This window comes from Streptomyces sp. NPDC003284, assembly GCF_053589675.1.
The window spans coordinates 622,680-637,780 of the sequence record NZ_JBSFSI010000003.1 but is presented as its reverse complement, the minus strand read 5'-3'; the positions used below and the strand labels follow the sequence as shown (position 1 = coordinate 637,780).

Sequence of the window (15,101 nt, the reverse complement as noted above, 5' to 3'; positions counted from 1 at the left end):
CGGCGGGGAGACCTGCCGCCGGGAGCCTCCCCGGAGGGGAGACCGGCGCCTCCCCCGGGGGGAAGGTTTCAGCCTTGCCGAATGACCAGTCTGCCACCCTGCCGCCGGGCGACGACTTTGCCCGGGAGGTTGATGGCTCCCTGGCCCCGCCAGCCGGTGATCAGCCGGTCCACTTCCTCGATGTGGCGGGCGAACAGGGATCCGGCCGGTGCCCCGGCGTCGATGGCGGCGCGCCGCAGCACCCGGCGGCGCACGGCGGGCGGCAGGTCGTGCAGCTTGGCGCACTCCAGGCAGCCCGCTTCGTCGCGGGCGACGGCCTCGGCCTGGCCGGCCCAGGCGTCGAGCGCGTCGGCGTCGTCGCGGGAGAGCTGGGCGGTGCGGGCCAGGGCCTCGACGACGCCCTTGCCGAGGGCCTTCTCCAGGGCGGGCAGTCCCTCGTGGCGCAGCCGGGAGCGGGTGTAGGCGGGGTCGGTGTTGTGCGGGTCGTCCCAGACGGGCAGCGACTGGACCAGGCAGGCCTTGCGGGCGGTCTGCCGGTCGATGTGCAGGAACGGGCGCCGGTAGCGGCCGCCGGCCCCCGAGACCGCGGCCATGCCGGACAGGGAGCGGATGCCGGAGCCGCGGGCGAGGCCGAGCAGGACCGTCTCGGCCTGGTCGTCGCGGGTGTGGCCGAGCAGGACGGCGTGGGCGCCGTGGCGGTCGGCCGCGGCGTCCAGGGCGGCGTAGCGCGCGTCACGGGCGGCGGCCTCGGGCCCGCCGTCGCGGCCGACGCTGACGGCGACGGCGTCGACCGGGTCGAGGCCGAGTTCGCGCAGCCGCTGGGCGACCTCGGCGGCGCGCAGGTCCGAGCCGGACTGGAGGCCGTGGTCGACGGTGACGCCACCGGCGCGGACGCCGAGCTTGGGCGCCTCGAAGGCGAGGGCGGAGGCGAGCGCCATGGAGTCGGCGCCGCCGGAGCAGGCGACCAGCACGAGCGGCGCGGGCGTACGGGCGGCGCTCGCGCCGTGCGGGGCGCGGGGCGCGCGGGGCGTCCGGCTGGGGGTGGGCACGCCGGGCGCGGGGCGCTCGGGCAGCTGCGCGGGGCGCGGGGCGGGCGCGGTGTGCTGCGGCTGTCCGCCGTACGCCGCCTGCGCCGCGTGCGCGGTCTGGAGTTCGGGGCGGGGCGGCCCGGCGGGGGGCGGGGCCGGGGACTGCTCGTCGAGGATGTCGTTCAGGACGCGGCGGACCGCCAGGCGTATCGCCGCGACCGCAGGATGGGGACCCATGTCCGGTTCCCTTCACGGAGTTTTCGGGGGGTGAGCCCGAGCAGGTCACTCAGAGTGTGACGATGGTGACAGAAACGGGCCGTTCCCCGAGCATCGCACGCCTACCCATCGCTCACGGTCCCTCGGACGGGTGATTGGAGGGGCGTTCGCCTGCCGTCGGCCGGATCCGGTTCACCCCGTCCGCGTCCGGTTCACGACTCGGCCTTGCGGTGCACCCGCGCGACCCAGTCCGCCGGTTTGGCGATCTCCGCCTTGGTGGGCAGGGTGTTGGGCGAGGTCCAGACGCGGTTGAAGCCGTCCATGCCGACCTGGTCGACGACCGCGCGGACGAACCGCTCGCCGTCCCGGTACTGACGCAGCTTGGCGTCCAGGCCGAGCAGCTTGCGCAGCGCCGAGTCGAGCCGGGAGGCGCCCTTGGCGCGGCGCTGCTGGAACTTCTCGCGGATCTCGGCGACGCTCGGCACGACCTCGGGGCCCACCCCGTCCATCACATAGTCGGCGTGGCCCTCCAGGAGGGACATCACGGCGGTGAGCCGGGCGAGGATCTCGCGCTGCGAGGGGGTCTGGACCAGTTCGACCAGGGAGCGCCCGCCGTCGTCCTCCTCGCCCTCGGGGCGGCCGCCGACGAGCGACTGCGCGGCGTCCCGGATCCGTTCGAGGAACGCGGTGGGGTCGACGTCGGTCTCGGACAGGAACGACTGGATTTCACCCTCCAGGTGGTCGCGCAGCCAGGGCACCGCGGTGAACTGCGTGCGGTGCGTCTCCTCGTGCAGGCAGACCCAGAGGCGGAAGTCGTGCGGTTCCACGTCGAGTTCGCGTTCGACGTGGACGATGTTCGGGGCGACCAGGAGGAGCCGGCCGCCGCCGTCGGCGCCCCCGGGCAGGTCGCGGACGGCCGGGGCGAAGGTCTCGTACTGGCCGAGCACCCGGGAGGCGAGGAACGAGAGCAGCATGCCCAGTTCGACACCGGTGACCTTGCCGCCGACGGCGCCGAGGACGGCGGTGCCGGGGTTGCTGCCGCGCCGTTCCTGCATCTTGTCCAGCAGCGGCCTGAGCAGTTCGCGGAAACCGGCGACGTTGGCCCGGATCCAGCCGGGGCGGTCGACGACCAGGACCGGGGTGTCGTGGGTCTCCTCGGTGCCCAGCCGGGTGAAGGCCCGCACGTGCTCCTCGGAGACCTTGGCGTGCCGGCGCAGCTCCGCGACGATCGCGCGGGCGTCGTCGCGGCTCACCTCGGGGCCCGGCCGGACCAGCCTGGTCGCGGTCGCCACCGCGAGATTCCAGTCGACCATCCCGGGACTTGCGGCACCACCGATGCTCGTCATGTGTCAACGGTACGTGAGCGCCGCCACTCGGGGCAGGGCGGCGGACGGCACCGGGCGCCGGAGCCCGGCCCCGGGCCACCGCCTCCGGGGTCCGCCCGGCGTCCGCCCCGAGGGGCGGCCCGGGGATCGGCCCGGATCCGTGCGGGCCCCGGCGGGCGTCCCGGACGGCGGGGCTCAGCCACGGCCGCAGCCGCTGCGGCCGCCGCGGGCCATCGGCCACCGTGTTGCCGCGACACGGTCCAGGGCCGGGCGAGCGGACGCCGCCCGGGAGGCAGAGCGAGGGACGCCTCCGGTGACGGAGCGCGGCCCCGGGCGCCGCGTCCGGGGTCCGCCCTGGGGCCCGTCCGGTGCCCGCGCGGGGCCCGGCGGGCGTCCCGGACGGCGGGGCTCAGCCACGGCCGCAGGCCGTCCTGTCGCCGCGACACGGCCGAAGGCCCGGCGAGCGTCGCCGCCCAGGAGGCAGAGCGACGGACGCCCCCGCTGCCGGAGCGCGGCCGCGGCCCGCCACGTCCAGGGGCCGTCCAGGGCCGTCCGGTGCCCGCGCGGGGCCCCGTCGGCCGTCCCGGACGGCGTGCCGGGCGTACGGGGTTCAGCCGCAGCCGCAGGCCGCCAGGGTCGTCGCGACATGGTCCAGGGCCGCCTGGGCGGCCTGCGGGTCGGTGGTGCCCTCGGCGAGGAAGGCGAAGGCCAGCAGCCGGCCGTCACGGTCGACGGCCGTGCCCGCCAGCGTGTTCACACCGGTCAGGGTGCCGGTCTTGGCCCGGACGATCCCGGCGGCGCCGTCGCCGGTGTAGCGGTCGGCGAGGGTGCCCGTGAACCCGGCGACCGGCAGTCCGGTGAGGACCGGCCGCAGCCCGGGGCGGGCGGGGTCGGCGGCGGTGCGCAGCAGGCCGGTGAGCAGGTTCGCGGTGAGCCGGTCGGCGCGGTCCAGGCCGCTGCCGTCGTGGAAGGCGGTGCCGGCCAGGGGCAGGCCGAGCGCCTTCAGCCGGGCGGCGACGGCGCGGGCGCCGCCCGCGAAGTCGGCCCGCTGGCCGGAGGCCCTGGCCGTCTGCCGGGCGAGCGCCTCGGCGATGTCGTTGTCGCTGTTGGTGAGCATCCGTTCGACCACGTCGGACAGCGGGGGCGAGGACACGGTCGCGAGGGTCCGCGCGCGGCCGGTCGCCTTGGAGGGGCCGGGGGCGGTGGTCCGGACGCCGTGTTCGTTCAGGAAGCGGCCGAAGGCGCGGGCGGCCTCGGCGGCCGGGTCGGCGACACGGTCGGCGGGGCCGCTGGCGGAGTCGTCGGTACGGCCCTCGTCGGCCATGAGCGCGCTGACCCGGGCCAGGTTCTCGTTCACGCCGATGGGGTGCAGATCGGCACCGGCGTACAGGGTGGTGTCGTACGACAGGGTGACCTGGTGCACCCCGCGTCCGGCCAGGGCTTTGGCCGTGGCGTCGGCGAGGGCGCGCAGGCTCGCGGCGCCCTTGGCGTCCTTGCGGGCGGTGAGGGTGGGGTCGCCGCCGCCGACGAGGACGAGTTCCCCGGTGTCGGGCTCCAGGGCGGCGCGGGTGGTGAGGCGGTGGTCGGGGCCGAGGGCGGACAGGGCGGCGACGGCGGTGGCGATCTTGGTGGTGGAGGCGGGGGTGAGGCCGTTTCCGGCGCCCTGCCCGTAGAGCTGCCGTCCGGTGGTGATGTCGACGACGGCGGCGGAGCGGCCGGTGCCGAGCGCCGGGTTCTCCAGGAGCGGGCCGAGGACGGGGGCGAGGGCCGGGCCCTCGGCCGCCGGCCGGACGGCGCCGCCGGTGCCGCCGAGGCCCGCCAGGACGGCGGCGGCGCTGGGCGCGGCCCGCGGGGAGTCCGCCGCCGCGCCGCCGGGCCGCACACCCCGGGACATATCGGAACCGCGGCCGTGATCTGCGCCACCCGCGCGCTCCAGGGCCACGGCCCGATCCCGCTCGGCCGTACGCTGACCGGTGGAGTCCCAGGGACCGGCGGCAGTCACCACCCCCGCGGCCAGCGCCAGCCCGGCGGTGGTCGCACCGGCGGTGTACCGCCACGTCCTGGGCCGCCCCTGCCGTGGCCCGGTGGCCTGCGCGAACCGTGCGATCCACGGCCGCGCGGTCCGCGCGGCCCCGGCCAGGACCGGCCCCGTGGACCGTGCGACCCGCGCGAGGCGCGGCCGCAGGGACCGCGTCAGGCGTGCCAGCCGCTCTTCCGCGGCCCGCCAGCCCCTCAGCTCCGGCACGACCACCAGCCCCTTTCGCGATCACACACCTGCGTGAGGGACACTTAATCACCAGAACTATGTGCTGATCATGGAGGAGCCACCGGTGGAGTTCGACGTCACGATCGAGATTCCGAAGGGTTCGCGGAACAAGTACGAGGTGGACCACGAGACCGGTCGTATCCGCCTGGACCGTCGACTCTTCACTTCGACCAGCTACCCGGCGGACTACGGCTTCGTCGAGGACACCCTCGGCGAGGACGGCGACCCGCTGGACGCGCTGGTCATCCTGGACGAGCCGACCTTCCCCGGCTGTCTGATCAAGTGCCGCGCGATCGGCATGTTCCGGATGACGGACGAGGCCGGCGGCGACGACAAGCTGCTGTGCGTGCCGGCGTCCGACCCGCGCGTGGAGCACCTGCGGGACATCCACCACGTGTCGGAGTTCGACCGCCTGGAGATCCAGCACTTCTTCGAGGTCTACAAGGACCTGGAGCCGGGCAAGTCGGTCGAGGGCGCCAACTGGGTGGGCCGCGCCGACGCCGAGGCGGAGATCGAGCGCTCCCGCAAGCGTTTCGAGGAGCACGGCGGTCACTGACCGCACCGCGCCCAGGGGCCGCGTCCACCTCGCGAGAGGTGACGCGGCCTTCGGCATACGTGCGCGGGTACCCGCGCATACTGAGGCTTACGGAAGGTGTCGTTCAGGGAGCGTTGCCCAGTGACGGACGCGGAGGACCGCAAACCGCAGTCGGACGAGGCGAGGAGTGACTTCGTGTCCTCCCCCGCGCGTCCCGCGCAGGCGTCGGTGACGCAGACGACGCAGCTGATCCCGGTGGTCCGGGCGGCCCCGGTGACCGCCGTGACACCGGTCGACAACGAGTCGTCGACGACGTCCGAGTTCGCGCTCCCGCAGGGTCTGGCCGCGCCCCGGCCCGCAGGCGAGTCCGAGACGACCTCGGAGTTCGCCCTGCCGGACGGCCTGGCGGTGCCCGAGGCACCGGCCGCCGAGCCCGAGGGCTCCGCGTTCAGCACCCCGCACACCTACACCGCGCGCGAGGCGCCGTACGCCTTCACGCCGCCCCGGGGCACCCCGGCGGTCAGTCTGACCAAGGACGCCCCCTGGCAGGACCGGATGCGCACGATGCTGCGCATGTCGGTGACCGAGCGGCCCGCGCTGGAGCAGGTGCACAAGGCGGAGGAGGGCGGTCCGGCCGTCCCGCGCGTCCTCGACCTGTCGCTGCGTATCGGCGAACTGCTGCTCGCGGGCGGCGAGGGCGCCGAGGACGTGGAGACGGCGATGTTCGCGGTCTGCCGCTCCTACGGCCTGGACCGCTGCGAGCCGAACGTCACCTTCACCCTGTTGTCCATCTCCTACCAGCCGTCCCTGGTGGACGACCCGGTGTCGGCCTCCCGCGTGGTGCGCCGCCGCGGCACGGACTACACCCGGCTCGCGGCCGTCTTCCAGCTCGTCGACGACCTCAGCGACCCCGAGACCCATGTGTCCCTGGAGGAGGCCTACCGGCGCCTCGCGGAGATCCGCCGCAACCGGCACCCCTACCCCGGCTGGGCGCTGACCGGCGCCGCCGGGCTGCTGGCGGGCGCGGCCTCCGTGCTCGTCGGCGGTGGTCCGCTGGTCTTCGTGGTGGCCGCGCTCGGCGCGATGCTCGGCGACCGGCTGGCCTGGCTGTGCGCCGGGCGCGGGCTGCCGGAGTTCTACCAGTTCACGGTCGCCGCGATGCCGCCGGCCGCGATCGGCGTCGCGCTCACGGTGGCGGACGTGGACGTGAAGGCGTCCGCGGTCATCACCGGTGGCCTGTTCGCGCTGCTGCCGGGGCGGGCGCTGGTGGCGGGCGTGCAGGACGGGCTGACCGGCTTCTACATCACCGCCTCGGCCCGGCTGCTGGAGGTCATGTACTTCTTCGTCGGCATCGTCACCGGTGTGCTGCTGGTCCTGTACTTCGGGGTGAAGCTGGGCGCCCAGCTCAACCCGGACGCGGCGCTGGTGGGCAGCCAGCGGCCGGTGCTCCAGATCGTCGCGTCGATGCTGCTGTCGCTCACCTTCGCCGTGCTGCTCCAGCAGGAACGGTCCACCGTCCTGTGGGTGACGCTCAACGGCGGGGTGGCCTGGGTGGTGTACGGCGCGATGCACAACGTGGGCGAGATCTCGCCGGTCGCCTCCACGGCGGCGGCCGCGGGCCTGGTGGGACTGTTCGGGCAACTGCTGTCCCGCTACCGCTTCGCCTCCGCGCTGCCGTACACCACGGCCGCGATCGGGCCGCTGCTGCCCGGTTCCGCCACGTACTTCGGGCTGCTGTCGATCGCGCAGAGCCATATCGACAAGGGGCTCGTCTCCCTGGCCAAGGCGGTCTCGCTCGCCATGGCCATCGCCATCGGGGTGAACCTCGGCTCCGAGATCTCCCGGCTCTTCCTGCGGCTGCCGGGGGCGGGCAGCGCCGCGGGCCGCCGGGCGGCCAAGCGGACCAGGGGCTTCTGAGCCCGGCCGGGCCGCGCGACGGCTCAGGGGGCGCGGTAGTACCCCTGGTCCTGGTCGTACGGGTACTGCCGCTGGTCGTACTGCGGGTCGTACTGCTGCTGCTCCTGCTGGTCGCCGTAGGGCTGGGGCTGCTGGGGCTGCTGCGGCTGCTGGGGGTGACCGTAGGGCTGCTGGTGCTGCTGCGGGTACGCGCCGCCGGGGTGCTGCTGCCCCTGGTCGTAGCCGTACGGCTGCTGGGGCGGCTGGGGCTGGTGCTGCTGCGCGTGCTGCTGCTGGGGGCGCTGCTGCTCGTACGGCGGTTCGATGCGGCGGAGCTGGGTGGTCGCGTCGTCCAGGACCGGCTGCTGGAACTGCTGCCCGTACGGCTGAGGCTGCTGGGGCTGCCGCGCGTACTGCTGCTGGTGGGCGGCGACGGGCTCGGGGGCCGCGGCGGCGGGCTGCGGCTCGTTCTTCGCCTTGGCGCGGGCGCGCAGGAACTCGATGGCGATCGGGACGACCGAGACGAGGACGATCAGGATGAGGATCGCCTCGATGTTCTCCTTCACAAAGTCGATCTTGCCGAGCCAGGAGCCGAGCAGGGTGACGCCCGCGCCCCACAGCACGCCGCCGATGACGTTGAAGGTGACGAACGAGCGGTACCGCATGCCGCTGACGCCCGCGATGATCGGCGTGAACGTCCGCACGACCGGCACGAAGCGGGCCAGGACCAGGGACTTCGGGCCGTACTTCTCGAAGAACTCGTGCGCCTTGACGACGTTCTCCTGTTTGAACAGGCGGGAGTCGGGGCGGTTGAACAGGGACGGACCGACCTTCTTGCCGAACATGTAGCCCGCCTGGTCGCCGAGGACGGCCGCGAGGCAGATCAGCGCGACGGCCGCCCACAGCGGGAAGTCCAGCTGGTGCGAGGTGATCAGCAGACCGCAGGTGAACAGCAGCGAGTCACCCGGCAGGAAGAAGCCGATGAGCAGGCCCGACTCGGCGAAGACGACCAGCAGCAGCCCCCAGATGCCGTAGGTGTCCAGCAGGTAGTTCGGATCCAGCCAGCTCGGGCCGAGGGCAAGCGTCGTCACGGTTCCGGGCTCCTGAGGGGGTGAGGACGGTCGGCGGCGGGTCGGCCTCCGGGTACTGCCGCACAAAGTATCAACGGATGGTGTACGCCCCGGGTTCCGCCGGATCCCGCGCGCAGCCCCCCGGCGGGACCGGACCGCCGCCCCGGGACACGGACGTAAGGGGCACCCGCCATGGGCGGACGCCCCTTACCGTCAGCCCTCGTGACCGTCAGCCCTCGTGCCGGGCCGCGTTCGCGAGGATCGCCTCCTTGAGGTGCTCGGCGAGCCCCGGCCGCATCGCGTCGTAGTACGCCGTGAAGCGCTCGTCGGCGACGTACATCTCCGCCAGGCAGCGGTGCATCTCGTACGGGCAGGTGAAGAACCATGTGCCGATATGCCGCCGGTGCTCCTCCGCCAGATCCATGGCCGCCGGACCGGCCGGCGGCTCCCCGGCGGCCGCCAGCGCGGTGTACCGCTCCTCCCAGGCGTCCGCCTCGGCCTTGATCCGCTTCCAGTCCTCCTTGGTGTAGCGGGCGGCGCGGCGCCGCGACTCGGCGTACGCCTCGGTGCCGCCCCAGCGCTGCTCGGTCTCCTCCGCGTACTGCTCGGGGTCCTTGTCCCCGAACACCTCGAAACGCTCCTCGGGCGTGAGGTCGATTCCCATCCTGCGTGCCTCCATGGCCTGCTCCACGGCCGCGGCCATCCGCTGTAGCTTGTCGATCCGGGCGGTCAGCAGCTCGTACTGGCGGCGCAGATGCGCGCGCGGGTCCGCGTCCGGGTCGTCGAGCAGTGCCGCGACCTCGTCGAGCGGGAAGCCGAGCTCCCGGTAGAACAGGATCCGCTGCAACCGGTCGAGGTCGGCGTCGTCGTAGCGCCGGTGCCCCGCGTGGCTGCGCCCGCCCGGGACGAGCAGGCCGATGTCGTCGTAGTGGTGCAGGGTGCGCACCGTCACTCCGGCGAAACCGGCGACCTGGCCCACGGTGTAGCCCACTTCCGCTCCCTTCTCGGTACGCGCTCCACGGTGCGTCCTCACGCCGCGTGAGGTGCAAGCCCGTGACGGCCGCCGGACGCCGTGCGCGCGTTCCTCCGGTTTCCTCCGGATACGCCCGCTTATCGTGTGCCCGTGGTCCAGGACACCGAGCGGCAGCCGGCCGCCGCACCGGCCGTACCGTCGGCACCGGCCCGCGCGCTGCTGCCCCTGATCCTGCCCGCCCTCGTCGCCGGGTTCGGGTGCAGTCTGCTCCTCCTGCTGGTGAGCGGGGTGGCGGAGCGGTTGCAGGGCGCCCTGTGGGAGGACCTGCCGGACGCGCTCGGCATCGGCCGGTACTCGGCGGTGTGGATGCTGGTCGTGCTCACCGCGACCGGTGTCCTGGTCGGACTGGTGGTGTGGAAGGTGCCGGGGCACGCGGGCCCCGACCCGGCCACGCTGGGCCTGTCGGCCGCCCCGGTGGCGCCGGGCGTGCTGCCGGGCCTGCTGCTGGCGACGATGCTGATGCTGGCCGGCGGGCCGAGCCTCGGCCCGGAGAACCCGATCATCGCGGCCAACGTGGCGCTGGTCTTCTGGCTGGGCCGCAGGCTGCTGCCCCGGCTGCCGCGGGCGCTGTGGCCCGCGCTGGCCGAGGCGGCGACCATCGGCGCGCTGTTCGGGACCGCGGTGGCCGCCGCGCTGGTCATCTCCGAGGCCCTGGCCGGGCGGCCGATGCGCGGGGCGCTGTGGGACAACCTGTTCGCGCCACTGGCCGCGGGCGCCACCGGTGCCATGACCACGACGCTGGTCGCCCACCCCACCTTCGACCTCGGGCTGCCGCCGCTCGGCCGCCCGCACGCGGGCCAGGTGCTCGCCGCGCTCGTGATCGCCTCGGCGGCGGCCCTGCTCGGCCTCGCCGCCGTGTACGCCTTCCCGTACGTCCACCGGGTCTTCGCCCGGCTCGGGCACCCGATGATCGCCCTGCCGGCCGGTGGGCTGGTGCTGGGGCTGCTGGGCGTGCTGGGCGGCCCTCTGACGCTGTTCAAGGGACTCTCGGAGGTCGCGGAGCTGGCCCGCGCTCCCGGGGACCGGACGGCGGGGCAGTTCGCGACGCTGGCCGTGGTGAAGCTGGCGGCGCTGCTCGTCGCCGCGTCCTGCGGCTTCCGCGGCGGCCGGATCTTCCCGTCCGTCTTCATCGGCGCCGCGCTCGGGCTCACCGCGCACGCCCTGGTGCCCTCGGTGCCGCCCGCGCTCGGTGTCGCGGCGGGCGTGCTCGGCATGCTGCTGGCGGTGACCCGGCAGGGCTGGGTGAGCCTGTTCACGGCGGCCGTCCTCGTCTCCTCGCCGACCCTGCTGTCCCTGCTCTGCCTCGCCTCGCTGCCCGCCTGGCTGCTGGTGACCGGCCGCCCGCAGATGCAGCTGCGCGCGGACGGGACGGCGGCCCGCTGACCGCCGTCCCGCACCGCCCCCGCGGCCGCCCGGCGGCTCAGCGGCTCAGGCCCCGGAAGCGGCGCAGCGCCAGCGGGAGGAACACCGCGAGCAGCCCGAGCGGCCACAGGACGGCCGGGAGCACGTGCCCGGACTCGCCGCCCGGTCCGCCGACGAGGTCCCGTACCGCCGTCGCCGTGTGGGACATCGGGTTCCACCGCACGAGCGTGCCCAGCCAGCCGGGCATGGAGTCCGGGGCGGCGAACGCGTTGGACAGGAAGCCCACCGGCCACACCAGGATCTGCACCGCCTGGACCAGTTCGGGCCGCCCCGCCAGCAGCGCCAGGTGGATGCCGGCCCACAGCATGGCGAAGCGGAACAGCAGCAGGAGCCCCAGGGCACCCGGCAGGCCGCCGGGTCCGCCGTGCGCGCGCCAGCCGAGCGCGTGCCCGACGCCCACGAGGACGGCAAGGACCAGCGCCGACTGGAGCATGTCGGCGGCCGAACGCCCCACCAGCACCGCGCCGTCGGCCATCGGCATCGCGCGGAACCGGTCGATGACCCCCTTGTTCAGGTCCTGGGTGACGGCGAGCATCGTGCCTTCCAGGCCGAAGGCCATGGTGAGGGCGAGCATGCCGGGGACCAGGTAGTCGACGTAGTCACCGCGCACGTCCCGGCCGCCGCCGACCAGGTAGCCGAACATCAGCAGCAGCATCACGGGGAAGACCAGGGCGACGGCCACCTGGACGGGCCGCCGCGCCCAGCGGGCCAGTTCGCGCCGGGTCATCGTCCAGGAGTCGGACAGCGCGCGGACGCTCGGGCGGATCTCCGCACTCAGGCTCGTGCCCGGGGTCCGGGTCGGGCTCGGGTTCGTGCTCGGGGCCATGCTCACGCGGGCTCCTCCACTCGGTGGTCCCCTCCGGTGAGGTGCAGGAACACCTCGTCCAGCGTCGGGCGGCGCAGGGCCACGTCCTCCGCCTCCGCACCGGCCTCCTCAAGGGCCCGTACGACGGCGGACAGCGCGGCCATGCGGTCGGTGACCGGGGCGCTGAGCAGCCGCCGGTCGGGGTCGGCGGACACGCCCGTCAGCGGCAGCAGCGCGGCGACGGCCGCCAGCCGGCGCGCGTCGCGCAGCACCACGTCGACGCGGTCGCCGCCCGCGAGCGCCTTCAGCTCGCCTGCGGTGCCGTCGGCGATCACCCGGCCCGTGTCGACGACCGAGATCCGGTCGGCGAGCTGATCGGCCTCCTCCAGGTACTGGGTGGTCAGCAGGACGGTCGTACCGCCGCCGACCAGGGAGCGGACCGCCGCCCACACCTCGGCGCGGCCCCGCGGGTCCAGGCCGGTGGTCGGCTCGTCCAGGAAGAGCACCTCGGGCTCGGTGATCAGGGAGGCCGCCAGGTCGAGGCGGCGCCGCATGCCGCCGCTGTAGGTGCTCACCGGCCTGCGTCCGGTGCCGGTCAGGCCGAAGCGCTCCAGGAGTTCACCGGCACGCGCGCGTGCCCCGCGGGCGCCCAGGTGGTGGAGGCGGCCGAACAGCTCCAGGTTCTCCCGGCCGCCCAGTTCCTCGTCGAGCGCCGCGTGCTGACCGAGCAGCCCGATGCGCAGGCGTACGGCGTAGGCGTCGGCCACCACATCGTGCCCGGCCACCGTGATCCGGCCCGCGTCGGGCCGCAGCAGCGTGGACAGGATCCGGACCAGGGTGGTCTTGCCCGCGCCGTTCGGACCGAGCACCCCGTGGACGGTGCCCCGGTCCACCCTCAGACGGAGCCCGTCCAGCGCGTACACCCCTCCTCTGCCGCCGTATTTCTTGCGTACCCCTTCGACGGTGATCGCCGCCTCGGCCATCGGCCGCTCCCCTCGCTAGCCAAATTTGACTACTGATGCCTGCCGGAGGAAGGTAGCGCCGCCGAGGCGGTTGGTCAAACTTGATTAGTGGGTCTCTTCGTCCGGTGCACCGCCGGCCTCTCCCGGCCGTCCGGTCCCGAAGGGGTTCTCCTGGCCGTCCGCCAGGATGCCGCGGAACGGCTCGCCCTCCCCCGCGAAGGTGTACGCCCCGCCGCGCACGCGCTCGATGAGGCCGCGCGTCCACTCGGCGCCCGAGTCGGCGGAGTGCACCCAGAAGTTCATGATCTCGCCGATGTGCCCGAGCTGCCCCGGGCCTTCCTCGGGGGTGTAGTACTCGGTGACCGACCTGCGCCACTCCTCGATGCTGCGCACCCGCTTCTCCAGCAGGCCGAGGACCTCCGCGCGCCCCAGGTCGACCATGAAGCCGAGCGCGGCGGTGAGCACGTCGGGGCGCTGGTCGTAGGCGGTGAGGTACTCGCGCAGCAGCGTGAGGTACTCCTCGGTGCCCAGCTCCGTGATCTCGTACTCGACGCGCGGCGGGCCGCCCGCCGTGGACGGCGCGATCTCGTGCGCGAGCAGCAGTCCCTGCTTCGCCATCTGCTTCAGGGCGTGGTAGATCGAGCCCGGCTTGGCGTTGGACCACTCATGGGCGCCCCAGTACTCCAGGTCGTTGCGCACCTGGTAGCCGTGGGCCCGCCCGTGCTGGCGGACGGCGCCCAGCACCAGGAGACGGATCGCTGACATGCGGTCCAGGTTATGGCCGCCGCCCGGCCCGCCCGCGCGAGGGCCGGGCGGACGGACGGCGGGCGGTGGGGCGAGGGCGGACGGCGGGTGAAGGGGGCCGGTCCCGTCAGACCGTCAGGCCGTCGGCCCGTCGGCCGGTCGGCCGGTCGGCCCGTCGGCCGGTCGGCCGGTCGGCCGGTCTGCCGGTCTGCCGGTCTGCCGGTCTGCCGGTCTGCCGGTCTGCCGGTCTGCCGGTCTTCCGGTCTGCCGGTCAGAACGGGAAGCCGCTGCGGCCGTGCTGGACCGAGATCCACTTCACCGTGGTGAAGGCGTCCACGGTCGTCTCGCCGTTGAGCCGCCCGATGCCGGAGTGCTTCTCGCCGCCGAAGGGGACCAGCGGCTCGTCGTGGACGGTGCCGTCGTTCACGTGGAACATGCCGGTGTCGATCCGCTTGGCGAAGGCCACACCGCGCTCGATGTCCGCCGTGTGCACGGCACCGCTGAGGCCGTACGGGGTGTCGTTGACGATCCGGACCGCCTCCTCCTCACCGTCGAAGGGGATGAGGAAGGCGACCGGGCCGAAGACCTCCTGCTGGAGCAGCGCGGAGTCGGCGGGCACCCCGGTCAGCACGGACGGGGCGACCAGGTTGTCCCGGGTGGTGCCGTGCACCAGCGCCGTCGCACCCTCGGCGATGGCCTGCTCCACGGTGCCGGACACCGCGTTCGCCTGCGCCGAGTTGATCACCGGGCCGATGACCGTCCCCGGGTCGCGCGGGTCGCCGACCTTCAGCGACTTCACCTTGGCGACGAACTTCCCGGTGAACTCCTCGGCGACCGAACGGTCCACGAGGACCCGGTTCGCCGCCATGCAGACCTGGCCCTGGTGGACGTAGCGGCTGAAGACGGCCGCGTCGACCGCGTAGTCGAGGTCGGCGTCGTCCAGGACCACGATCGCGCTGTTGCCGCCCAGTTCGAGGACGGAGCGCTTGAAGTTCGCGGCGCACACGGTGGCCACGTGCCGGCCGACCTTGTCGGAGCCGGTGAAGGAGATCACCTTCGGGACCGGGTGCTCGATGAACGCGTCCCCGATCTCGGCGATGTCCGTGACGACGACGTTGAGCAGACCGCCGGGCAGACCCGCGTCCTCGAAGATCTTCGCGACCAGGGTGCCACCGGCGATGGGCGTGTTCTGGTGCGGCTTGAGCACCACGGCGTTGCCGAGCGCGAGCGCCGGGGCGACCGACTTGACCGACAGCAGGAACGGGAAGTTGAAGGGGCTGATGACGCCGACGACACCGACCGGGACGCGGTAGACGCGGTTCTCCTTGCCGTCGGACGGCGACGGCAGGATCCTGCCCTCGGGGGCCAGCGCCAAATGGACCGACTCGCGCAGGAACTCCTTGACGAGGTGCAGCTCGAAGGCGGCCTTGAGGTGCGTACCGCCCAGCTCGGCGATGATCACCTCGGTGATCTCCTGCTCGCGCTCCTCGACCAGGCGCAGCGCCTTCTCGAAGACCAGCCGGCGCGCGTAGGGGTTGGTCGCGGCCCACTGCTTCTGGGCGCGGGCCGCCGCGCGGTAGGCCGCGTCGACCTCGTCGACGGTGGCTATCGTGATCGAGGCCAGCTTCTCGTCGTCGTACGGATTGAAGTCGATGATGTCCCAGGAGCCACTGCCCTGGCGCCACTCGCCGTCGATGTACTGCCGTGCCAGGTCGGTGAAGTAGGACGACATGTGACCCCTCGAATCCCAGGCGCTCGCTGTCTGATCGAACGTCATCGTACGCGCGGGCAAGGCGACT

12 protein-coding genes are annotated in these 15,101 nt (G+C 73.9%); 3 read left to right on the top strand and 9 right to left on the bottom strand.

All coding sequences use genetic code 11. The annotated features are described in order from the left end of the window. Positions 1 to 68: 68 nt before the first annotated feature. From tilS to dacB, 3 genes are all read right to left on the bottom strand, one after another. Complete coding sequence (gene tilS / locus ACWDYF_RS09805) at positions 69 to 1,265, bottom strand: tRNA lysidine(34) synthetase TilS (RefSeq protein ID WP_381740793.1); 1,197 nt, start codon at positions 1,263 to 1,265, stop codon at positions 69 to 71. Positions 1,266 to 1,456: 191 nt separating this feature from the next. Continuing rightward, positions 1,457 to 2,557, bottom strand: a complete 1,101-nt coding sequence (locus tag ACWDYF_RS09800) for a zinc-dependent metalloprotease (RefSeq protein WP_018568888.1) — start codon at positions 2,555 to 2,557, stop codon at positions 1,457 to 1,459. 622 nt (positions 2,558 to 3,179) lie between these two features. Continuing rightward, entirely contained in the window at positions 3,180 to 4,820 is a 1,641-nt protein-coding gene (gene dacB, locus ACWDYF_RS09795; RefSeq protein WP_389473207.1) for a D-alanyl-D-alanine carboxypeptidase/D-alanyl-D-alanine endopeptidase, read from the bottom strand. A gap of 79 nt (positions 4,821 to 4,899) precedes the next feature. On the opposite strand from dacB, the gene ACWDYF_RS09790 reads away from it, so the two are divergent. Then, positions 4,900 to 5,391 (top strand): inorganic diphosphatase, encoded by a 492-nt coding sequence (locus ACWDYF_RS09790; RefSeq protein ID WP_018568890.1) that lies wholly within the window; start codon positions 4,900 to 4,902, stop codon positions 5,389 to 5,391. Positions 5,392 to 5,511: 120 nt separating this feature from the next. Continuing rightward, positions 5,512 to 7,287 (top strand): threonine/serine exporter family protein, encoded by a 1,776-nt coding sequence (locus tag ACWDYF_RS09785; protein ID WP_381740797.1) that lies wholly within the window; start codon positions 5,512 to 5,514, stop codon positions 7,285 to 7,287. Between the two features lie 23 nt (positions 7,288 to 7,310). Here ACWDYF_RS09785 and ACWDYF_RS09780 read toward each other — a convergent pair whose 3' ends face one another. Then, positions 7,311 to 8,357 (bottom strand): DedA family protein, encoded by a 1,047-nt coding sequence (locus tag ACWDYF_RS09780; RefSeq protein ID WP_381740798.1) that lies wholly within the window; start codon positions 8,355 to 8,357, stop codon positions 7,311 to 7,313. 208 nt (positions 8,358 to 8,565) lie between these two features. Then, positions 8,566 to 9,327, bottom strand: coding sequence for a MerR family transcriptional regulator (locus tag ACWDYF_RS09775; protein WP_037894206.1), 762 nt, complete (start codon positions 9,325 to 9,327; stop codon positions 8,566 to 8,568). Between the two features lie 132 nt (positions 9,328 to 9,459). Here ACWDYF_RS09775 and ACWDYF_RS09770 point away from each other — a divergent pair, with 132 nt between their 5' ends. After that, entirely contained in the window at positions 9,460 to 10,752 is a 1,293-nt protein-coding gene (locus ACWDYF_RS09770; protein ID WP_389473211.1) for an ion channel protein, read from the top strand. Between the two features lie 37 nt (positions 10,753 to 10,789). Here the strand turns inward: ACWDYF_RS09770 and ACWDYF_RS09765 are convergent, their stop codons facing one another. The 4 genes from ACWDYF_RS09765 to ACWDYF_RS09750 form a co-directional block, all read right to left on the bottom strand. Further along, complete coding sequence (locus ACWDYF_RS09765) at positions 10,790 to 11,518, bottom strand: ABC transporter permease (RefSeq protein WP_389473252.1); 729 nt, start codon at positions 11,516 to 11,518, stop codon at positions 10,790 to 10,792. Between the two features lie 101 nt (positions 11,519 to 11,619). Continuing rightward, a complete protein-coding gene (locus tag ACWDYF_RS09760) occupies positions 11,620 to 12,579 on the bottom strand; it encodes an ATP-binding cassette domain-containing protein (protein ID WP_389473213.1) in 960 nt (319 codons plus the stop codon). Positions 12,580 to 12,663: 84 nt separating this feature from the next. Then, positions 12,664 to 13,323: a PadR family transcriptional regulator gene (locus ACWDYF_RS09755; RefSeq protein WP_389473215.1), complete on the bottom strand. Its 660-nt coding sequence runs from the start codon at positions 13,321 to 13,323 to the stop codon at positions 12,664 to 12,666. A 250-nt stretch (positions 13,324 to 13,573) separates the two neighbouring features. Next, a complete protein-coding gene (locus ACWDYF_RS09750; protein WP_389473217.1) occupies positions 13,574 to 15,034 on the bottom strand; it encodes an aldehyde dehydrogenase family protein in 1,461 nt (486 codons plus the stop codon). Positions 15,035 to 15,101 lie beyond the last annotated feature (67 nt).